The organism is Sphingobium sp. WR1, assembly GCF_059693745.1.
Genome location: NZ_JCATID010000032.1, coordinates 11,480 through 32,429, shown reverse-complemented (window position 1 = coordinate 32,429; position 20,950 = coordinate 11,480). Strand labels below are relative to the sequence as shown.

Annotated in this window: 19 protein-coding genes and 2 pseudogenes; 12 read left to right on the top strand and 9 right to left on the bottom strand. The window is 63.4% G+C overall.

Going from position 1 to position 20,950, the window contains the following annotated elements:
* Positions 1-148: 148 nt before the first annotated feature.
* Positions 149-1,261 (bottom strand): ROK family protein, encoded by a 1,113-nt coding sequence (locus tag AC58EF_RS24945; protein ID WP_497279159.1) that lies wholly within the window; start codon positions 1,259-1,261, stop codon positions 149-151.
* A gap of 185 nt (positions 1,262-1,446) precedes the next feature.
* On the opposite strand from AC58EF_RS24945, the gene AC58EF_RS24940 reads away from it, so the two are divergent.
* The 3 genes from AC58EF_RS24940 to AC58EF_RS24930 are packed head-to-tail and all read left to right on the top strand — an operon-like array spanning position 1,447 to position 6,085.
* Positions 1,447-3,927 carry a TonB-dependent receptor gene (locus AC58EF_RS24940; protein ID WP_497279157.1) on the top strand — a complete coding sequence of 827 codons (2,481 nt, stop codon included), beginning with the start codon at positions 1,447-1,449 and terminating at the stop codon, positions 3,925-3,927.
* Positions 3,928-3,938: 11 nt separating this feature from the next.
* Entirely contained in the window at positions 3,939-5,093 is a 1,155-nt protein-coding gene (locus AC58EF_RS24935) for a YdcF family protein (protein ID WP_497279155.1), read from the top strand.
* A 14-nt stretch (positions 5,094-5,107) separates the two neighbouring features.
* Positions 5,108-6,085, top strand: coding sequence for a phospholipase C/P1 nuclease family protein (locus AC58EF_RS24930; protein WP_497279153.1), 978 nt, complete (start codon positions 5,108-5,110; stop codon positions 6,083-6,085).
* 56 nt (positions 6,086-6,141) lie between these two features.
* Here AC58EF_RS24930 and AC58EF_RS24925 read toward each other — a convergent pair.
* Both AC58EF_RS24925 and AC58EF_RS24920 read right to left on the bottom strand, forming a co-directional pair.
* A pseudogene (locus AC58EF_RS24925) lies at positions 6,142-7,380 on the bottom strand (MFS transporter); the annotation flags it as partial.
* 140 nt (positions 7,381-7,520) lie between these two features.
* Positions 7,521-7,758: pseudogene (locus AC58EF_RS24920) on the bottom strand (IS3 family transposase); the annotation flags it as partial.
* Between the two features lie 298 nt (positions 7,759-8,056).
* On the opposite strand from AC58EF_RS24920, the gene AC58EF_RS24915 reads away from it, so the two are divergent.
* Positions 8,057-9,424, top strand: coding sequence for a tyrosine-type recombinase/integrase (locus tag AC58EF_RS24915; protein ID WP_015460378.1), 1,368 nt, complete (start codon positions 8,057-8,059; stop codon positions 9,422-9,424).
* Between the two features lie 492 nt (positions 9,425-9,916).
* On the opposite strand, the gene AC58EF_RS24910 is transcribed toward AC58EF_RS24915, so the two are convergent.
* The 6 genes from AC58EF_RS24910 to AC58EF_RS24885 all read right to left on the bottom strand — a co-directional run bounded on the left by AC58EF_RS24910 (position 9,917) and on the right by AC58EF_RS24885 (position 15,139).
* Positions 9,917-10,888, bottom strand: a complete 972-nt coding sequence (locus tag AC58EF_RS24910) for an ExeA family protein (RefSeq protein WP_008830441.1) — start codon at positions 10,886-10,888, stop codon at positions 9,917-9,919.
* Positions 10,888-12,549: an integrase gene (locus AC58EF_RS24905; protein ID WP_048939568.1), complete on the bottom strand. Its 1,662-nt coding sequence runs from the start codon at positions 12,547-12,549 to the stop codon at positions 10,888-10,890. Before AC58EF_RS24905 ends, AC58EF_RS24910 begins: the two co-directional genes overlap by 1 nt.
* A complete protein-coding gene (locus AC58EF_RS24900; protein ID WP_037519505.1) occupies positions 12,549-13,193 on the bottom strand; it encodes a recombinase family protein in 645 nt (214 codons plus the stop codon). The genes AC58EF_RS24905 and AC58EF_RS24900 overlap by 1 nt, the downstream gene beginning before the upstream one ends.
* A 341-nt stretch (positions 13,194-13,534) precedes the next feature.
* Positions 13,535-14,080, bottom strand: coding sequence for a DsrE family protein (locus AC58EF_RS24895; RefSeq protein WP_435593923.1), 546 nt, complete (start codon positions 14,078-14,080; stop codon positions 13,535-13,537).
* Between the two features lie 28 nt (positions 14,081-14,108).
* Entirely contained in the window at positions 14,109-14,516 is a 408-nt protein-coding gene (locus AC58EF_RS24890) for an ArsR/SmtB family transcription factor (protein ID WP_008830445.1), read from the bottom strand.
* A complete protein-coding gene (locus tag AC58EF_RS24885) occupies positions 14,516-15,139 on the bottom strand; it encodes a peroxiredoxin (RefSeq protein ID WP_048939566.1) in 624 nt (207 codons plus the stop codon). The genes AC58EF_RS24890 and AC58EF_RS24885 overlap by 1 nt, the downstream gene beginning before the upstream one ends.
* Before the next feature lie 85 nt (positions 15,140-15,224).
* Here AC58EF_RS24885 and AC58EF_RS24880 point away from each other — a divergent pair, with 85 nt between their 5' ends.
* Genes AC58EF_RS24880 through AC58EF_RS24845 form a run of 8 tightly spaced genes read left to right on the top strand, consistent with a single transcriptional unit; the run spans position 15,225 to position 20,900 of the window.
* A complete protein-coding gene (locus tag AC58EF_RS24880) occupies positions 15,225-16,142 on the top strand; it encodes an MBL fold metallo-hydrolase (RefSeq protein ID WP_048939570.1) in 918 nt (305 codons plus the stop codon).
* 20 nt (positions 16,143-16,162) lie between these two features.
* Positions 16,163-16,579, top strand: coding sequence for a YeeE/YedE family protein (locus AC58EF_RS24875; RefSeq protein ID WP_240511292.1), 417 nt, complete (start codon positions 16,163-16,165; stop codon positions 16,577-16,579).
* Positions 16,579-17,004: a DUF6691 family protein gene (locus AC58EF_RS24870; protein WP_008830449.1), complete on the top strand. Its 426-nt coding sequence runs from the start codon at positions 16,579-16,581 to the stop codon at positions 17,002-17,004. The genes AC58EF_RS24875 and AC58EF_RS24870 overlap by 1 nt, the downstream gene beginning before the upstream one ends.
* An 18-nt stretch (positions 17,005-17,022) precedes the next feature.
* Positions 17,023-17,457, top strand: a complete 435-nt coding sequence (locus AC58EF_RS24865; RefSeq protein WP_046406874.1) for a protein tyrosine phosphatase family protein — start codon at positions 17,023-17,025, stop codon at positions 17,455-17,457.
* Positions 17,454-18,686 carry an NAD(P)/FAD-dependent oxidoreductase gene (locus AC58EF_RS24860; protein ID WP_070156781.1) on the top strand — a complete coding sequence of 411 codons (1,233 nt, stop codon included), beginning with the start codon at positions 17,454-17,456 and terminating at the stop codon, positions 18,684-18,686. Before AC58EF_RS24865 ends, AC58EF_RS24860 begins: the two co-directional genes overlap by 4 nt.
* The gene (locus tag AC58EF_RS24855; protein WP_497279149.1) at positions 18,683-19,465 is read left to right on the top strand and encodes a sulfite exporter TauE/SafE family protein; all 783 of its coding nucleotides are present in this window, start codon (positions 18,683-18,685) and stop codon (positions 19,463-19,465) included. The genes AC58EF_RS24860 and AC58EF_RS24855 overlap by 4 nt, the downstream gene beginning before the upstream one ends.
* Positions 19,465-20,274, top strand: coding sequence for a TlpA disulfide reductase family protein (locus tag AC58EF_RS24850; RefSeq protein ID WP_048939563.1), 810 nt, complete (start codon positions 19,465-19,467; stop codon positions 20,272-20,274). Before AC58EF_RS24855 ends, AC58EF_RS24850 begins: the two co-directional genes overlap by 1 nt.
* Positions 20,271-20,900 (top strand): DsbA family protein, encoded by a 630-nt coding sequence (locus tag AC58EF_RS24845; protein ID WP_048939562.1) that lies wholly within the window; start codon positions 20,271-20,273, stop codon positions 20,898-20,900. Before AC58EF_RS24850 ends, AC58EF_RS24845 begins: the two co-directional genes overlap by 4 nt.
* The last annotated feature ends 50 nt before the right edge of the window (positions 20,901-20,950 follow it).

Here is a 20,950-nt window from a genome sequence, read left to right as displayed (position 1 = left end):
GATCTCTCCTAACGCTCAGGATGGCCGATGGCCTACCCCGTTTCACAGGATACACAGGTGTTAGTGAATTGCAAACGTTTGCTGATGCGATTGGGATAGCCGGCGTTACGGTCGGTTGGCAGATGTGGTAAAATATTCGATGGATTGTTCACACATCTGCAGACAATGCATGAATGGGCAAAAGGGCTGCGCCAAAGGTGATTGGCGAGCCATGAAGGCTCGATATCTGTATAGGCGGCCGGCGTTGATGGACGGTCGTCACGAGATCGGCATCCTGCAGGCGGCCAGCCAGGCCTTGAAGAATGGCAGGCGGCAAGGTGCCTGCCAGGACAATTGCCCCCGGATCAAGCCAGGCGAATGCAGTATTGCATATAGCCTCCAACTGCTCTGAGGCTCGGTCTAGCCAGTTCTCGATCGTGCGTATCTGCTCTGGGGCACTGAAGTCGATGTCGTTGACCGACGACAGGTCGCAGCCGGCGCTGCGGAGCATCGCCAGCAGATCCAGGGGACTTGGACGCGGCAGATGCCCCGGGAACAGGCAGCCAATCTCGCCCGCCACCCCATATTGACCACGCACCAGCCGGCCATCGACAATGACGCCTGCGCCAATGCCAAAGCCCAGCAGCAGCACAACGATAGTGCCGAAATCTCGAAGCAGGCCGCCCAGATAATATTCGGCGATCGCCGCCGCATTGGCATCATTCTCGATCCAGAGCGGCCAGCCCATTTCTGCGGACAATATGTCCCGCAGCGGCGCATCCCGCCAGTTGGGCAGGACATCGACGACGCTCCACCGATCACCCGCCGGAGACAAGGATGGGCCAGGCACGGCTACGCCAAGGCCCAGCATCCGCCGTCCCAGCAGGCCATACCGGTCCACCAGTTCGTGCGTGATGCGCCGCACCTTCTGCGCGAAACCATGGGGATCGATCGGTTCCACCGCCTCATGATGGGTCGCGATGGTGGCGCCCGTGAAGTCGATGAGCGAGATGTCCAGAAACCCTTTGTGCGCCGTCGCCCCCACGGCATAGCCGCCATGGCCCGCAAGGCGCAGCGGAATGGCCGGGCGTCCGCGCCCCTGCGTTTCCGCGCCCGGCACTTCTTCCACCAGGTTCAGCCCCAGCAGATCGCGGGACAGGCGGGTCAGCGCGGTGCCGCTGATGTCCAGTGCGTCGGCCAGCGCCGACCGCGAGAGCGGACCGGATTTGCGCAACATCTGGAGAATGCGCCGCTGATCCTTGTCTAGATGGGGAAACTGCATGGCTGCCTTGCCGTCTAGAGCTTTTGATTACCGCATTCTGCGAGCCGTCGGCTGTTCCAACCGACTTCAGAATGCTCCAAGAAATGCGACGACCCGTTATGCCGATTTATTTATTTTCACAACAATAATTAAAAATGTCACACGGCAACGTCAGGGAGCGCCCGACCAATCAAGAGGGGCTTCCAATGTTCAAGACCATCCTTGCCACCGGCACCGCCCTTGCGGCGCTCTGTTCCATTTCGCCTGCGTTCGCGCAGGACAATGCGCCGGCCGAACAGGCGGCCGACGCAGGCGACGGGGCGAACGACATCATCGTCACCGGCTCCACCCGCGCCCAGCGCCGCTTCGACGTGTCCTATGCGATCAACACTATCTCGAACGAGGATGTGGAGAAGATCGCGCCGGTGAACTTCGCCGACCTGATCGGTCAGCTGCCCGGTTTCCAGACCGAAATCACCGGCGGCGAAGTGCAGAATATCTACCGCATCCGCGGCCTGCCCAACGACGGCGGCTTCGTCAGCTTCCAGCAGGACGGCCTGCCGTTGTTCCATGAGAATGACGGTGTCTTCTTCCGGGGCGATGCGATCCTGAAGCAGGACCTGATGACCGACCATGTGGAGGTCGTGCGCGGCGGCCCGGCGCCGGTCTATGCCAGCTATTCGGGCGCGATCATCAACGCCATCACCGTCACCGGCAGCGACACGCCGCGCGGCAAGGCGCAACTGACGCTGGGCGACACCGGCCTCTATCGCCTGGATGCCTATCAAGCCGGGCCGCTGGGCAAGGATACCTATTATGCGATCGGCGGCTTCATCCGCCAGCATGACGGCTATCGCGACAATGGCTTCCCCAACGACAAGGGCGGCCAGATCCGCGCCAATATCAAGCATGATTTCGACAATGGATCGATCAAGTTCAATGTGAACTATGTGAATGATCACAACGTCTTCTATCTGCCGATCCCGACTGCCGACCCGCGCGACCCCAGCGTGTCGCTCGACAAATATATCGACTATTTCGACGGCACGATGAACTCGCCGGCGCTGCGCAACGTCAACCTGATGTATCGCGACGGCACGGGCCAGATCCAGAGCCGCAACAGCGACCTGTCCGATGGCCGCCATATGCAGATGATCAATTTCGGCGCGCAATATGAGGGCGAGTTCGGCGAATGGCTGGTGTCCGCCAAGGCGGGCTACACCCAGGGCAAGCTCGATTTCACCGCTTTCTATTCGACCACCAATCCGGCCGATGGCAACAGCTTTGCCGCTGGCTACCTGACCCGCGCGACCGCGGCCTTCGGCGCGGTCGATCATTTCGGCTATACGCTGGCGGGCACCAACACCGTCTATGATCCCTATTCGGCGTCGGGCCTGGTCATGCAGGGCCAGTATCGCGACATCCACTCAAAATTCTATTCCGGCCAGGCCAACCTGTCCGTCGCCCGCAAGTTCGATACGGGTATCGGCAGCCATGACCTGAAGCTCGGCCTCTATGGCAGCCTCTATGGCGAGGACAGCCGCACCCTCTACCAGAATTATCTGATCGAGGTTTCGGGCAAGCCGCGCACGCTGGATCTGGTGGCCTATAACGCCGCTGGTGCCGAAATCGGCCGCGTGACCGACAATGGCGTGCTCAACTATGCCGCGACGCTGAATCAGGGCGACAGCGATGCGAAGATGTTTGCGGTCTACGCCAACGACACCTGGGAAATCATACCGGGCCTACGCATCGACGCGGGCATCCGCCACGAGCGTTACAGCTACAAGGGCTGGGCCGCGCTGACCGATGTCGCCAATCTTGGCGACGCCACAACGCTGGCGGACGACAGCACCCGCGCCTTCACCGGCGTCATCATCAACCAGAAGCTGAAGCCCAATGTCACCAACTGGACGGTCGGCGTCAATTACGACTTTTCCAGCCATGTCGGCGTCTATGGCCGCGCCTCGCATCTGGAAACGCCGCCCAACGTGCAGACGGTGATGAGCATCAACCCGACCATCATCACGACCAAGGCCGACCAGTTCGAAGCGGGCCTGAAGCTCGCCTTCGGCCGCTCCTATCTCTATGTCACCGGCTTCTACACCAATTTCGATCCGCTCAATGCCAGCTTCCTGGCCTTTGATCCGACCACGGGGCGCAACGACGTCAACATACCCTTCATCGGCGAAGCGCAGGTCAAGGGCGTCGAATTTGACGGCAAGCTGGCGCTGACCAACTGGTTCTCGCTGAACGGCGCGCTGACCATCAGCGATCCCAAATACAAAAATTTCCAGAGCTCGACCGGCGCCGATCCGGAACAGGCCGAAGGCAACCAGATCGTCCGCCAGCCCAAGGTCTATGGCAATATCCGTCCCAGCTTCGACTTCCAGACGGGCGACACGGATATCTCCATCTACGGCCGCTACACTTATATGGGCAAGCGCTTCGTCGACCTTTACAACAATACCGCGCTGCCGGCCTATGGCACTGTCGGCGCGGGCATCACGGCGCGCCACGGCAGCTGGCAGATGCAGATCGTGGGCGACAATCTGTTCAACGCCCATGGCCTGACCGAAGGCAATACCCGCACCGACTCGCTGAGCGGTCAGGGCAGTTCGGAGGCCATCTACGGCCGCCCGATCTTCGGCCGCAACTTCCGCCTCGTCATCAGCAAGAGCTGGTGATGCGGCGGGGCATGGCAAGCCTGCTTACAGCGGCTGCGGTTGCGTTCACCCCCGTCCCGGCTTCGGCCGGGACGGCCCGCGATACCGTCGCGGAGGCGCTGTCAAAGCGCCTCTTCCCGCTGTTCGATGCGGCGGGACGCGATCCGGCGGCACTGGATCGGCTCAAGGCCGGTCCAGGCGTCTCCACCCTGCTCCGCGCCCGGCAGGAGCGGCGCGCGGCCTGCGGGCAGGATCTGGTCTGCGCCGCGCAGGCGATGATCTGGACGCCGACGGAGGCGGAGGCTATGGGCCGCGCCGCTGCCGCACTGTCCAACCTCCCGGCAGCGGATGATGGCGCGCCCGCCCAGATCCGGCGCGAGATTGAGGGCGTCAATGCCATCGTGCGGACCTATGGGCTGGGGCAAGTCCCCGCCTATCCGCAGATCGACGGCGCGGGCATGATCGACCCGCGGGAGCGGCAGGCGCGGCTTCAGGCCGCCGACTGGCTGTCGCACGCCCCCCGCGACCAGTCGGCGCAGGCGCTGGACCCCAGCATCGACTATGCGCTCGCCCTGCTCGACGTCAGCGACCGCACCGACGCGATCGGCTATGAACCACTGATCGGCGGCGCCAATGCCCCGGCCATGGCGCGGGCAAAGTCGCTCGACTGGAGCCGCTATCGTTTCAGCGCGATGATTTTGACCGGCGTCGGCCCGGAAATCGACGGTATGCCGCTCAGCCCTTACGGCAAATATCATCTGCGTCTGGCCGCCAACCGTTTCGCGCAGGGCGATATTCCCTTCATCATCATCACCGGCGGCCGCGCGCATCCGCGCGCAACCCGCTTTGCCGAGGCGGAGGAGATGCGCAGGGCGCTGATCGCGCGCTATGGCGTGCCCGCCGATGCCATCGTGATTGAACCCTATGCCCGGCACACGACCACCAATTTGCGCAATGCGACCCGGCTTCTGATCGCCATGGGCGCGCCACTGGATCATGACGCGCTGATCGTCTGCAACCCCCAGCAGAGCGCCATGATCGAGAGCGTCCAGTTCACCAAGCGCAATGCCGATGAACTGGGCTATCAACCCGGCCAGACCGGCCGCCGATTCTCGCCCACCGAACTTGCCTTCCGCCCCAACCGCACGTCCGCGCGGATCGACCCGCGCGATCCGCTCGATCCCTGACACGGAGCCGTCCCATGCGTATCTTCGCACTCGCCACCGCCTTGGCAATGCTGCCAACGGCAGCGCACGCCTGGGGCGGCACCGCCCATAGCGCGATCGACCGCGCCGCGATCGAGGCCATTCCCGATGATGGCCCGATATTCCTGCGCAAGCATGTCGACTATATCGCGGCGTCCGCCTCCCTGCCCGACAGCTGGCGCGGGGAGTCGGAGAATTTCTCGAAGATCGAGGAAGACCCCAATCATGGCTGGTTCCGCGAGCAATTCACGTTCCTGAAGCCCATTCCCCGCTCGCGCTACGAATTCGTGATCGCCCTCTACAAGCGCTACGAGGCGATCAAGGACAGTGATCCCGCGACCGCCGCGCGCACCAATGTCCGCTGGACCGGCACTTTGCCTTATGCCGCGATTGAAGCCTATGACCGGCTGGTCGTCTGTATGCGCTATGTCCGCAAGGCGCAGGTCGAGGGCGGCGACGCCTCCGTGCCGGAGCAGCATTGCGCCTTCCAGGCCATCCGCCTTGGCCATTATATCGGCGACGGCGCACAGCCCATGCACGACTCGATCCATTCGGACGGCTGGCGGGGCGACAATCCCAGGGGCTTCACGACCGACCGCAGCGTCCATGGCCGGTTCGAAAGCCAGTTCGTCGACGGCATGAAGCTGACCGTGGCGGACATCGCGTCGCGCATCAGCGCGCCCGGCCATAGAAGCGGGGACTTGTTCGAAGCGGTTCTCGCTTTCCTGGACGAGGCTGGGGACAAGGTCGAAAAGGTCTATACGCTGGAAAAGCGCAACGGCTTTGCCGACTTCGCCGACAAGGATGTGCGGGCGATGGTCTATGAACGGACGGCGGCGGGCGCCTCAATGCTGCGCGACATGCTCTGCCGCGCTTGGGCGGAAAGCGCCCAGGCGCCAGCCAAGGTCACGCCTTCACCGCTCGATTTCAACAACCCCCGCTTCAACCCGGAAACGGGATCGGCGCCCGACTGACGGCGCCGATCCAGCGCGGCAAGCAGCCGGCCATGCCGGGCATGGCTGAGGTCGAAGCGCCGCATCAGCAGGATCGCGCTGCAGCTGCCGATCAGCGGGACGCCAAGGCCCAGGGCGATCATGCCGGCCTGAACCGCGACCGTCTGCGCCTGGCCCGGTGCATAGCCAAGCCAGCCCAGCGTCCAGCCGATCAGGCTGGTGGAGGCAGCGCCGCTCGCCTTCACGACGACCAGGTAGAAGGCGAACAGCCCCGTCTCGAAGCGCCGGCCATGCCGCCATTCCACTATATCGACGGCATCGGCCAGCAGCCCCCATGGCAGCATGAAGACGCTGGCGAGGCCGAAGCCGATGACCGCCGCGCAGACCGTGAGCGCGGCGGGCCAGGACAGGCAGAGGCTGAAGGCGACCAGGCCGGCCGCGCTGACGCCATGGCCCATGGCGAGCAGCCCAGCCTTGCTGAAACGGCCGGTCATGGCTGTCCATAGCAGGACGCCTGCAAATTGCCCGACGGTCAGCGCCAGCAGCAATGTCGGAACAAGGTCGGGCCGATGGACGAGGTAGCTGCCCATATAGAGCAGCATCCGCCCGAAGGCGGGGGCCGCAAAGCCGGTGAGCAGGGCAAGAAGCCCCATGCCGATCACCATGGGATCGCCCAGCGGGACGCTGATGCCATCCCGCCCCGCGCTTGTCCGTGCGGACCGGGAGGCGCCGCTCCCGGATGTCCATGCGCACAGGATCATGGTCAGGGCAAAGAGGCCGCCTGCGACCGCGCCGGTCAGCGCCAGCCGCTCGAAAGCCTGATCGCTCCCCGCCCGCTGCACCAGCGGCGTCAATATGGTGGCGACGGTCAGCGCGCTGGCCGTGCTGAAGAATAATCGATAGCCGGACACGCGCCCCCGCGCGCGACTGTCGCTGGTCATCTGCGCCATCAGGGCATTATGGGGCACATCGATGACCGCATAGGCCCCCCGGAATATCAGCAGCGCCGCGGCCAGCATCCAGAGCCGCCGCGCGCCCAGCGCCGGCATCGCATACAGTAGGGCAAAGGCCAGCGCGCATGGGGTCGCCGCGACCGCCACCATCCAGCGATAACCTTTTCCCGCGTGCCGCAGGCGAATGACCAGCCGGGCCGCGATCAGGTCGAAGACGAGATCGCCGCACAGCGCCGCCAGCATCAACGATCCGGCCGTCGCACCTCCCAGCCCCAGCACGTCGGTCAGCAGAAACAGGATGGTCAGATCCGCGCCGCCAAACACCAGCGCCTTGCCGAAATTGCCGGAGGCATAGGCCAGCATACGGCGTTCGGCCGGTTTCTGGATCACCTGGAATTCCCGTACTTTGCGACCGCAAGACTTCTGCGGAAGAATAGGGGCCTAGAATCCTACTTTTTCATTTCTGCGACATGGTCTGAACGAATTTCAAAGGATTCGTCGATCTCCAGGGCCTCGACACAAAATCCCGCATCCATCGTGTGCCACGCCAGCACCTTGCGGCTCGCTCTCCTGAGCCTGTCGAAGGGCCTTGATGGCGACCGGATAGAGGAAGCCCCGGCGCATGGGCAAATAGATCCCATCCGCGCACCCGATATGGTCGGGGCGCGTGATTTCCAGATTGCGCAGCAGATAGGGATAAATACGATGCTCCGGGTGCGGGTCGCTCGTAGATCGGCGTCGGGCCTAACCGCACACGATTTTCTCAGATCGAAAAAAGGAACAGCTAAGTGATTGAGAAATGGCGCACCCAAGAGGATTCGAACCTCTGGCCTTTGCCTTCGGAGAATTAAAACAGGGGCCACGCCACGGCTCCCTAATCTACCTTGATCTACGCTGATACGCGCTAATGCTCTATATTCATTATCTTTTTCTACAGTTAGGATACGCCGTGGGTACGCTATTCTAACCGGGAGTTCGCTCCCACCTGCTTCCGTGGTGCTTCCGCGGAAGCAGGACCAGATGCCGGAGATTCGTCGCAATGGCAAAGATCAACAAGCGCAATGTGGATGCCGCACCGACCCAGGAAAAGGACTATTTTCTTTGGGACGATGAACTGCCCGGCTTTGGGCTGAGGGTCTTCGCATCAGGAAAGCGCAGCTATCTCGTCCAGTATCGCGCCCTCGGGCGGACGCGCCGGTTCACGATTGGATTGCATGGCGTGTGGACGCCCGAGCTTGCTCGCAAGGAAGCGAAGGTGCTTCTGGGGCGCATCGCGCAGGGCGAGAATCCCGCCGAGGAACGGCAGCTCGACCATAAGGCAATCACGGTCAAGGAGCTTTGCGACCTCTATCTCAAGGATCTGGAGTCCGGTCTGATCCTTGGCAAAGGCGGTCGGCCCAAGCGCCCAGGAACCATCGTTTCCGACAAGGGGCGCATCCTCCGCCATATCGTACCGTTGATCGGGACGCGCCGGGTAAAGGATCTGACCAAGGCCGACGTCACCAAGGTTCTGAAAGATGTGATGGCGGGTAAGACCCGGCGAAACGTGAAGACCAAGAATTTGCGTGGCCGTTCTATCGTCAAGGGCGGGGCCGGTACGGCGAACCGCACGGTCGGTCTGCTCGGTGGGATCCTGACCTATGCGAAGGACGCGGGGATCATCGACGTCAACCCTGCCGCCGGTGTGAAGAAACCGAAAGACCAGGTCCGAACCCGGCGCCTGACCGAAGCCGAATATCGAATCTTCGGCGAGATACTCGAAGAAGCTGGGCGGAATCCCAACTACGCCATGACGGTAGAGATCGCTCGCAATATCGCCCTGACCGGAGCGCGGCGCAGCGAGATCATCGGTCTGGAATGGAGCGAGTTCGATGCGGATAGTAGCTGCCTGCGGCTCAACGACAGCAAGGAGGGCGCGTCGGTTCGCCCGATTGGCCTGTGCGTCGTGGAAAGGCTTGAGAGCCTGCGCCCGGTTGAAGAACAGACTTTCGTGTTCCCAGGAATTCGAAAGCACGATCAGGCATTCGGCGGTTTTCCGCGCCAGTGGAAGGCGATCTTCAAGGGCACCGAGCTGGAATGGATGACGCCCCATGTCCTGCGCCACAGCTTCGCCAGCCTTGGCAATGATCTCGGTTTCACCGAGGCGACAATCTCCGCGATCGTTGGGCACTCGCGCCACAGCGTGACGAGTAAATACATCCACACGCTCGACACCGCGCTCATCATGGCGGCCGATACGATCTCGGGCTACATTCAGGGCTTGCTGCACGGCATGGCGTTCAAGCACACGTCCTACGCGCTCGATCGCCAGTCGCGGCAAGCTGCGCTGTCGCGATTCCTCGGGTTTGACGATGGGGAGAATGCGTTCGGTGCGAATGATGCGGCAGCGGCGCAGATGGCGGCCTGAGGCTCGATTTCTGCAGGCGCAGTATGGACGGCGACACATAGCCAGTCTGGTCGACTGCAATTCGAATTGATCGACCGCGCCGTGGACGGCTATGGCGGTGACGGGGGGATGTTTTGGATAACACGCAACGCTTTGGGTACGGGCTGAAGTTTGAGAATGCCTTCTTGCGGGAGCGGGGTAAGGCGTTTGAAACGCTGTTCGCCCGTATCATGGCCCACGCCCACCCCGGCGATTTCCAGCCAGTTCGCCCCTACGGTCCGCGCGGCGATTTGAAATGTGACGGCTATCGGGCCAGCGATGGAACGGTTTTCCAATGCTACGTGTAGCGGCTCGCAATGATGATCGCCCGGAACTGCAATAGAGGGGGCTTTCGCGCTTGAATTATGTGAGACGCTGGCGATCAGCCGGCGCACGTTCGGTGAGACGCAAATCACATTCGATGCGACGGACGCGAGATGTTCACCGAGCGGCGCGGGATCGCGGACACGGCGGTCAAAGCGGTAATCCTGCCGCGCGCATATCGTCGGTCAGCTCGCGCGCACGAGCCGGATCAAGCCCGCCCCGGAGCAGTTGCCGTATCTCCGCCGGCTTGGCGTCGAACTGGTCCGCCAGGCTCTTCGTATCGTAGCCGTGGCGGGTAAGCTGGGGTTCGAGGTCGTCAATCTGGCGTGACAGCACACCCTCTACGGTAGCGGCATCGATCGGTTTCACGCTGGCCTCGAACCCGGCTTCGAACGCGCGCACGAGATGGCGGCCGATCTGGAGCGGTGTCTTAAGCTTGGCGGCGAGCAGGATCGCGGCGTCTTCGGTCAGCACGGCATCGGGTTCTATCCCCGGCGACAGTGCGGTGCGCAGCGCCCAGTCGATATAGTCGCGCTGCCGATCGCGCAGGCCGCCAAACTCGAACACGGTCGTCCGGTCGCCGATTTCCTCCATCAGCGGGCGTTTCAGGTCGTTGCGCAGCTTCGGATGGCCGACGAGGATCACGGCCAGTTGACCGCCGCCCTCGGTGACAAGCTCAACGAGGCGCTTGAGCGCGGTCAGCGTCTTTGGGTGGAGGTCGTGGGCATCGTCGACGAACAGCGCGACCGGTCGCTTGGCCTTGCGAAACAGCTCCTGCAAATCGCGTTCGCGCCGTTCCGATTGGCTTGGGATCGAGACGGTCTTCTCAGACGAAAGATCATAGAACAGCGCTGCAACCAGCAGCGGCACCGATATCTTGGCCTTTTCCAGGCTGAGCGCGCGCGAGACGATCACACGGCCCTCGCGCTCTAGTTCTTCGCGCAGTCGCCGCGTCAGCACGGTCTTGCCCGAGCCGATGGTGGCCGTAAGCGCGATCAGGCGACCACCTGTGATCGCGGTCTTCAGATCATGGGTAAGCTGGGCATGATGCTCGGTCTCGAAGAAGCCGAGATCGACCGGGGGCCGGGCCAGCCCGTAATAGCGCATCACCTCGGTCTGCATCAGCCGCTCCGTCTGTGGCCGGGCGGGAATCGCCTGCGGATTTCATCCATCACTTCGGGCCGGGACAGCGTGCGCGCGAGCAACGCGTCGATGAAGGCGCGGTCCTCTTCGCAAAGGCCGCCAAGCGGCAGGCGCAGTTCCTCGGATATGGCGAAGCGTGCCTTGAGCGGCGTGGCGAAGGTGAGTTCGGCGAACGGATCTGGATCGGCGAATGGCCGGGCCGGCACAGGTGCGATCCCATCGGTGGGCTTGCGACCGATCACCACGATGTCGTCCTCGCCCGTCAAGACCGAGCGAGGGATTCCGATCTTCGTCGCCAGCGCATCGACGCGATCCGCGCGGACCTCGCGCCGGCTCTTGCGGTGCTTGCGATAGCGATGCAGCGGCACCGGCCCTCCGACCGGATCGAACGGGCCGTATCGGTCATCGCCATGCTCGACCCATAGCTCCTGGTCGAACAGCCCCCACCAGACGACAACCGTTTCGCCGGCCACTTCGGACGTGACCTCATAGGTAACGCCGGCGACGGTCAGCCGGCAGTCGAGGCCGACCTTGCGGCGCTCTGGCTCGCGCGCGAATGCGCAATAGCGCTCCCAACTGCACATGGCGCAAATGCCGCCATCGGGCAGGTGGCCGAGCCAGTCGTCGATCCGAGAATGCGGCTCGCGACGATGGTCGCCGCTGTTGTAGGTGGCGATGTAGCGCGCCAGCCAGCGATTGGCCTCCTCCTCGCTGGCGGGTTCGTGAAAGTGGTACAGCGTCTCGTGCGCTTCCTTGACAGTGCGGAACGGGCGCTCGACTTTCCCCTTGGCGCGCGCGGTCGTGCGGCGTCCGTCCGACCCTGCTGGCATGTGCGGAGTGACGGTAATCCCGAGACATTCCATGACCCGCTTGAACACGCTCGATTTGCCGACCGGGCCGCCATCGAGCTGGATGTTCTCCGGAATACCTCCAAACGGATTGTCCTCCTTTGGTGCCATCGCACGGAACAGGAAGCGCAGCGCCGCCTCGGCATCCTCCCCATAGACGAGCGCATATTCCTGGTAGACGACGCCCGACCGGTCATCGACCACCGAGAACAGCATCAACGTAGGCGCGCCATTACGATCGGGATCGATCCAGGTCGGGGCCTTCAACTGCTTGAGATCCGACGGGCTCATGTCGAAATGCCAGAGCATGTTGGCGCGTTCGGCCTGATAGCGCACCGCAGCCGGCTCGCGCGTCATCCGCTCGGTGTCGTATCCCCGTTGCCGCATGTGCCGGTTGAGTGTCGAGGCAGCCAACCGACCTGCCGGCAGCTTCACCAGACCGCGATCGGGGGTCTCGACACCGTGTTCGGTGACGATTTCGAGGATACGCTTCGTCGAGAGACGACGGCCTTGACGGTTGGTCGTGCGGCTCTTCATCGCCGCAACGACCTCACACCACCATTCGATCTCGCCGGCAGGCATGGTGCGCGACAGGCCACGATCGGCACGGTGTGCGTCCTTCGGCCTTCGCTCGCCGCGCAACAGCCGGTAGAGCGTAGCGCGGCTGATGTCGTAGAGTTCGGCGGTCGATGTCATCAGCGGCTGCCGCTCGGGATGCCTTGCTGGCAATGCCGCCAAACGACGTCGGAGCGTCACGATCGCCTCGATGGGGACCGTGACGCCCGCGCTCATTATGCAGCCTGGCTTTGCGGTTGCCGAGTGGGACCCGCATCGAGCAACGCCTGCCCCGGCGCCTTGGGGGTGCCGTCGCCGTTGACATAGACATACAGGGTCGTGGTCGTGATCCCGAGCCGCTTAGCGACATCAGCCGCGACGACACCTCGATCGGACATCGCCGCCATCGCCATCGTCAGCGTCGCCCGGTTCATCTTGCGCGGCCGACCGCCCATGCGACCGCGCGCGCGCGCCGCAGCAAGGCCGGCATGGGTACGCTCGGCGATCAACTCGCGCTCGAACTCGGCGAACGCCGCGAAGATGCCGAAAGCGAGACGGCCATTGGCAGACGTCGTGTCGATCTGCGCGCCGGCACCTGCCAGCACCTTCAACCCGATCCCGCGCGACCGGAGATCCTCCGCCGTCGTCACCAGATGGCGCAGATCGCGGCCGAGGCGGTCCAGCTTCCAGATGACGAGCGTGTTGCCCGGCTGAAGCGCCTTCAGGCAGGCGGTCAGGCCAGGCCGCGCATCGTGGCGACCCGATGCCATATCCTCATAGATGCGCGACGGATCAATGCCGGCCGCGAACAGCGCGTCGCGCTGCGGCTCCAGCGTTTGCGTGCCGTCCGACTTGGACACTCGGATATAGCCAATGAGCAATGCGTACCCCGCCAGAAAAGACTACCGGCATGGTGCAAGATGGCGCTGGTTTTCACAACGGGTTTTCTTGCTCTTTTCGGATTGCCGGGACCGGCATTGTCAGACCGCGAGAAAACCGCTCGTTTTCCTTGCGGAGCCAACGTCGGCACGGTCGGCAGAATTCGCCAACTATCGGCTTAGCCGATGCATTCAGAGCTTCTGGAAGCGGACGCTTTCTGATGCGGGATTGTGGCACCGTAAACTTGCCGAAAGCTATGGTAGTCTGCTGGTGTCACAACCGACCGGTTATGACACCAGCAGCGTTACGGACTGGAATGATGAAACAGGAAAGGTGTCGGCGATCAGTCTGGGATCAGCACCCAACCACGCAGCTGCAACGTCGCCATTGTTGTCAGCGCAGACACGTCGGTTTCGACACTTTTCCCTACCGTAGCGGGGTCAATCCCGTTTCCAATAAGAGCCTGGCTGCATACCCGAACGGATACACCCGCCTTTTTCAACGCCTCAATTAAGGCAAGGTTGGGGTTCGCAGCTACTCCCGTCTTTGTCGCATAGGCGCGATCTTCGGTAACGATGGGCGTCGCCGGACCGTGGACGATCACGACGACATCGCCTTGTTCTGGACGAACGCCATCGTTGCCCAGCAGGTTCAAAAAGCGGGCGACCTTCTCCAGCGATGGATTGATTTTATCCGGCGTTGCCGCGGCCTTGGTCACATTGAACAGCACGCGATAGCGCAACTTGCGATCGGGCCGTTCCGCAGCACCTTCGACGGGTGTGATCGCGCCATATCCCGGTATCACCGCCTGCCTAGGCACGCCGGCTGAAGCACTGACGCTGCTCATGAGTGACAAGCATCCTGCAAGAGCAATGATTGGCATACGCATCCGCTTTTTCCTTCTTCAGCCGAAATGATCAGCCAACTCTCGCAAAAACGGCCGCACCGATGTTTTGCGGTCGAACCACGGACGGCGTCTCGCGCGGTCGCACTGGGCGGGGGGCCGGGGCCGTTTGGGGAGCCGACAGATCGTCGGCTCCGAACATCGCCTCCAGGGTTCGCACACACAGTGCGGCTGCATCGTCGGCAAGACGGTAGTGAACCTGCTTCGCCTCACGCCTGGTCTTCACCAGATCGGCGCGCCGCAGCTCGGCAAGCTGCTGACTGAGCGCTGGTTGGGTCACGCCCGTGGCCGCCTCGATGTCCGCCACCTGCCGTTCGCCACCCAGCAGATAGGACAGGATCATAAGGCGCTGCGGCTGCGCGAACACGCGCAGCTTCTCGACTGCAACGTCGGCAAGCGCGCGGGACTGGTAGATCGCCATCACCGGTCAGCCTTCGTCTGGTGAAACCAGTCGGCGCCTGCGTTCCCCGGCAAAGCGGGAGGCAGGAGCACGTCGTCGCCCGGCTGCCAGTCAGCGGGCGTATAGGCCTCGCCATCGGCCGAACGCTGCAACGCCCTGACCGTGCGAAGCATCTCGTCGACCGAGCGCCCGACATTCATCGGATACCAGCTGAGTGCGCGGATAATGCCTCCGGGATCAATGAAGTAGGTTGCACGTACCGTTGAGGCATCGCCAGCCTGCTCGTCGAGCATGCCGTAGGCATACCCAACCGCCATCGACGGATCCTCGATCACCGGAAACGGCACCTCGACATCAAAAACGTCGTGGATCGCGCGAAGCCAGGCGACATGAGAGTAGAGGCTGTCGACCGACAGCCCCAACAATACGCAATCCAGCTCCTCGAATTGAGGAGCCGCTTTAGCCAAGGCCACAAACTCGCTCGTGCAAACCGGCGTGAAGTCGGCAGGGTGCGAGAAAAACACAATCCAGCGCCCACGATACTGATCGAGCGCAATCTCGCCCTGAGTGGTGCGGGCGGTGAAGTTCGGGGCTGCATCCCCGATGCGCAGCGAGCGCGGCATGTTCGCATCCATCATTTCCATTCCTCCCAAATGGCACGAACACCCCGTTGACGCAATACGTTTACACAACTACATAAACCGTGAGGTTGTCTAAATGGAGATGGTCATGGACCCGGTTTTGAGCGAAGCCAATGCCCAGATCAGACGCGCAAAAGCGGCCGGATCGCCGGTCGTTCAGTCCTTCTTTGATGAGCCTACCAACACAGCGACCTACGTCGTTTGGGACGTGGCGACGAAAAAGGCTGCGATCGTCGACAGCGTCCTCGATTTTGACGCCGCGGCTGGCCGGACCAAAACCGCGTCGGCGGACGCAGTGATCGCTTACGTGCGGGATCAGGGACTGACGGTCGATTGGCTGCTGGAAACCCATGCTCATGCCGATCACCTGTCTGCGGCACCTTATCTTCAGCAGGCGCTTGGCGGGCAGCTCGCGATCGGTCGTGAGATCATCCGGGTCCAGAACGTATTTGGCAAAATCTTCAACGCTGGCACCGACTTCGAGCGCGATGGCTCGGAGTTCGACCGGCTGTTTGAGGACGGCGACCGCTTTGCCATCGGCAACATCGACGCCATTGCGCTGCACGTGCCCGGCCATACGCCGGCGGACATGGCCTATGCCATCGGTGACGCGGTCTTCACCGGCGATACGCTCTTCATGCCCGATTACGGCACCGCGCGGGCAGACTTCCCTGGTGGCGACGCACGCCAGCTATTCCGCTCGATCCGCCGGCTCATGCAGCTGCCGGACGAGACGCGCCTGTTCCTCTGCCACGACTACAAGGCGGTGGGCCGCGACGAATATGTCTGGGAAACGACTGTAGGCGCGCAGCGTGTCGGCAACGTCCATGTCCACGAAGGGGTCAGCGAAGACGACTTCGTCGCGATGCGGACCAGTCGCGACGCCACCTTGTCGATGCCGAAGCTCATCCTGCCCTCGATCCAGGTGAACATGCGCGGTGGTCATCTGCCGGAGCCGGAAGCCAACGGCACCCGCTACCTCAAAATTCCGCTGGATGCGCTGTGATGCCAGGCTTTCCCCATGCCATGCCGCTCGAAGGCTTCATCGGCGGGCTGATGATCGGTGTCGCCGCGGCGATCATGCTGCTCGGCAACGGCCGCATCGCCGGAGTCAGTGGCATGTTCGCGAGGGTTTTTGGTCTTTCCGCTGGAGGCCCACCATGGGCCCTCGCGCTGCTCTTTACCGCGGGTCTGCCCTTGGGCGCGGGTATTGCTGCGGCCAGTTTGGGCGTGAAAGCCAGCTTTCCGGCATCGCTTTCGCTGATCGCCGTCGCCGGTCTAGTCGTCGGTATCGGAACGCGGCTTGGGTCCGGGTGCACCAGTGGTCACGGCGTATGCGGCCTGTCCCGCCTGTCGCCCCGGTCCATCGCCGCGACCGTCACGTTCATGGCGACCGGCGTCGTCACGGTCACGATCATGCGTCTGTCCGGGGTGATACTGTGATGCGCCAGAACCTCATTTCACTCGCTAGCGGGACGCTGTTCGGCGCCGGCCTTGCCATCTCCGGAATGATCGATCCGGCGCGGGTGCGCGCGTTCCTCGATGTCACCGGCGCGTGGGACCCGACCTTGGCGTTCGTCATGGCAGGCGCGATCCTGCCGATGGCGATAGCCTGGTTCGTCGTGCGGCGTCGCTCGACCCCGATCGCGGCCGAACAATTCCACACGCCCGCCACCTCGCCGATCGACCGGCGCCTCATCGGCGGTGCGGCCTTGTTCGGCATAGGCTGGGGCATCGTCGGATTGTGCCCAGGTCCCGCCATTGCCGCACTGGCGATCCAGCCTCTGCCGGCACTGGTCTTCATCGCTGCAATGGCCCTCGGCGTTGCCGTCCACCGCTTTGCATTCACTTCCCGCCGTTCGGCCTGATCAGACAGGAGACATCACATGGCTTTCAAGCAGATCACCTCGTCCTTCTCTGCCGCCCCCCAGCTGACGCAAGACGACCTCGCCGCTGCCGCGAAGGCAGGATATCGCTCGATCATCTCAAGCCGCCCGGACGGCGAGGAGGCGGGCCAGCCAAGCGCGGAAGAAATGGCCCGAATGGCAGGCGACCACGGTCTCGCGTTTGCCCATGTCCCTATCGTACCGGGCAAGGCGACTGACGCCGATGCGGATCGCATGAAGGAGGCGCTAGCCACGCTGCCACAGCCGACGCTCGGCTTCTGCCGTAGCGGGACGCGCGCGGCGACCTTGTGGGCGTTGGCCGAGGCCGATCGCGCCGACCCGGCGACGATCGTCGACCAAGCAAAGGCAGCCGGGTACGACCTTGCCGATCTCACGCCTGCGCTGAAGCGCCGTTCCGAAAGGGCTGATCAATGACCTACGACATCGTCATCATCGGGGGCGGTGCCGCCGGCATCGCGACCGCTTCCAGCATTCTGAAGCGCAACGCCAAAGTGACGATCGCGGTCGTCGATCCGGCGACCGACCATTATTACCAGCCCGGCTGGACGATGGTGGGGGCCGGCGTCTTCACTCCCGAACAGACGCGCAAGGCCGAATCCGACATAATGCCAAAGGGCGTTAAGTGGGTACGGTTGCCCGCCGTTGCCATCGACCCCGACCGTAACACGGTCGAGCTCGAATACGGTGACACATTGACCTATCGCGTTCTGGTCGTCGCGCCCGGGCTGCGCCTGGCGTGGGAGAAGATCGAAGGGCTGCCTGAGGCTCTCGGCCGCAACGGCGTCACCTCCAACTATCGCTACGATCTGGCACCCTACACCTACCAGCTCGTCAAGGAATTGCGGCAGGGGCGGGCGCTGTTCTCGCAGCCACCCATGCCGATCAAGTGCGCCGGCGCACCGCAGAAAGCAATGTATCTCTCCTGCGACATCTGGCGCGATAGCGGCGTTCTCCCGGCTATCGACGTCGAGTTCCATAATGCCGGCGCAGCCCTGTTCGGGGTCCCGACCTACGTCCCGGCGCTGATGGAATATGTCGAGAAGTACGGCATCGATCTCAGGCTTGAGTCCAACCTGGTCGCAGTCGACGCCGATCGTCGTGTCGCCACGTTCGAGCGCAAGCAGGACGGCGTCTCCGAGCGGATCGAACGCCCGTTTGACATGCTCCACGTCGTTCCGCCCCAAGTGTCGCATGCCGTCGTTGCCAATAGCCCGCTCGCGGCTGCGAGCGGCTTCGTCGAGGTCGACGAGACTACGCTGCGGCACAAGCGATTTGAAAACATCTTTGGCCTTGGCGATGCCGCTGGCACCAGCAATGCCAAGACCGCCGCTGCTGCTCGCGTCCAGGCGCCCGTGGTCGCGGTCAACGCGCTGGCCGCGCTCGACGGCAGACCCCCCGTTGCCGACTATAATGGTTACGGCTCATGCCCGCTCACGGTCGAACGCGGTAAGATCGTCCTCGCCGAGTTCGGCTATGGCGGAAAGCTGCTGCCCAGCTTCCCATCCTGGCTGCTGGACGGAACGCGTCCGACGCGCGCCGCCTGGTTCCTGAAGGAGCGCATGCTGCCCCCGATCTACTGGCAGGGCATGCTGAAAGGCCGCGAGTGGATGGCCGCTCCACACGAGATCGGCAAGGCGGCATGATCCTCGAACCAATCCAGTATCTGCTTGGCGCCTTGTCCGGCAGCCTGATCGGTTTCACCCTCGGGCTCGTTGGTGGCGGTGGCTCGATCCTCGCCGTGCCGCTCATGGTGTATCTGGTGCGCGTTCCCGACGCGCACCTCGCCATCGGTACGAGCGCGTTTGCCGTGGCGGCCAATGCCGCGACCGGTCTGATCGGTCATGCCAAGGCACATACCGTCAAATGGCGGTGCGGCGGCATGTATGCGACTGCCGGCGTCATCGGTGCGCTGCTCGGATCCACCGCGGGCAAGGCCGTCGATGGCGGCAAGCTCCTCTTTCTGTTCGCGCTCGTCATGATCGTCGTCGGCGTTGTAATGCTGCGCGGGCGGGGTGACGTTGGTAATCCCGGTGCAGAATGCAACCGGGAGAAGGCGCCCAAGGTGCTGGGTTATGGCCTCGGCACCGGACTGTTTTCGGGCTTCTTCGGCATCGGTGGTGGCTTCCTGATCGTTCCCGGACTGATCGGATCGACGGGCATGCCGATCCTCAACGCCGTCGGCACGTCGCTGATCGCCGTCACCGCGTTCGGGCTGACGACCGCTGCCAACTACGCGTTCTCCGGGCTTGTGGATTGGCCGCTCGCCTTCGCCTTCATCGGCGGTGGGGTTATCGGCGGGTTGATCGGCACGCGGATCGCTAAGCGTCTGGGCACGGGCAGTACACTCACCACGGTCTTCGCAACGCTGATCTTCGTGGTCGCAGCCTATATGCTCTGGAAGGGCGCAGGCGCGTTTCTGTGATGGGCAGCGCAATTGCCATCGGGCCGCTGATGATGGCGGTCGATCGCGGATTGGCGGTTCTGTGCGTCGCCGTGTTCCTCGGTTTGACGGCGCTGGCGGGACGGTTCCGCTTCCCGCGAGTGTCGATGGTCGCGACCAGTGCTATTGTCGTCGGGCTGGTGACGGCCCGGATCGGCTATGTCGCGACGCATTGGGCGAGCTACGCCGATGCTCCACTCTCCATCCTAGCTATATGGCAGGGAGGCTTCTCGGCCGTCGCCGGCCTCGCCGGCGCTGCGGTAACGCTGGCGTTCCGGCTCGGCCGAACGCGCGCTCTGGCGATAGGCTGGGCAGCGCTTGCCGTAGCTGGCGGCCTCTGGTTCACGCTTCAGGCGCTGATCCCGCCCGTGACCTACGGCCCCTTTCCCTATCATCTCGCCTTAACGACGCCATCCGGCGCTCCGCTCCCGCTTGATCGATTCCGGGGTCGTCCCTTCGTGGTCAATCTGTGGGCGACATGGTGCGGCCCATGCCGGCGCGAGCTGCCAATGCTCGATGCTGCTGCGTCGCGCCGTGGAGAGGTGCCGATTCTGCTCGCCGATCAGGGTGAGGCGCCGGCGACCGTTACCCGGTTCCTTACCCGCGAAGGCATCGGTGCTGGCAACGTCGCGCTTGATCCCGACCGTAGGCTTTCCCGAGCCTTCGAGGTCGCCGGCTATCCCGCAACCGCCTTCGTCGCCGCGGATGGCACGATCGTGCAGCTCCAGCTCGGAGAGTTGTCGCGCGCCGCGCTCGCCGATGGAATTGATAAGGCAAGGAAACATCGATGAACCGCCGCAACCTTCTCTTTCCCGGCATTCTAGCCGCGCTTGCTTTTGCCGTGCCGATGACACCTGCGGTCGGGCAGCAGCAGCCTGATTTGTCGCGCAAGGCAGTCATCGACGATCCCGTAGCCCCCAAGCGGGCCGGCACAGCCTATGACGTCACCGTTGTCGAGTTCTTCGACTACAACTGCCCCTATTGCCGTCGCATGGAGCCGGTGCTGAACGCGCTGCTTCGCTCCGACCCGAAGGTGCGGATCGTGTATCGGGACTGGCCGATATTCGGACCCGCCTCCCGCGAGGCGTCCCGGGCGGCCGTCGCGAGCCAGTGGCAAGGCAGGCATGCCGCCTTCCATGGAGCGCTGCTTGCCTCACCGGCGCGGCTCGACAGCGCCGCTATCAGGGCAGCTGCTGTGAAAGCCAAGGTGGATTGGCCGCGTCTGCAACGTGACCTGAAGACGCGTGGCGCGGAGATCGATGCGCTGCTGACGCGCACCAATGGCATTGCCGAGGCGATCGGATTTAACGGGACCCCGGCGCTGATCGTCGGCTCGCAGGTCGTGGCCGGCGCGGTCGATCTACCAACACTGCGCCGCCTCGTCGCAACGGCGCGCAGCAAGCCCGCAGGGCGTTGAGCGTGCCGGGGCCACTCAATCGGAGGCAGGCAGTCGGGCTCGGCGCTGTA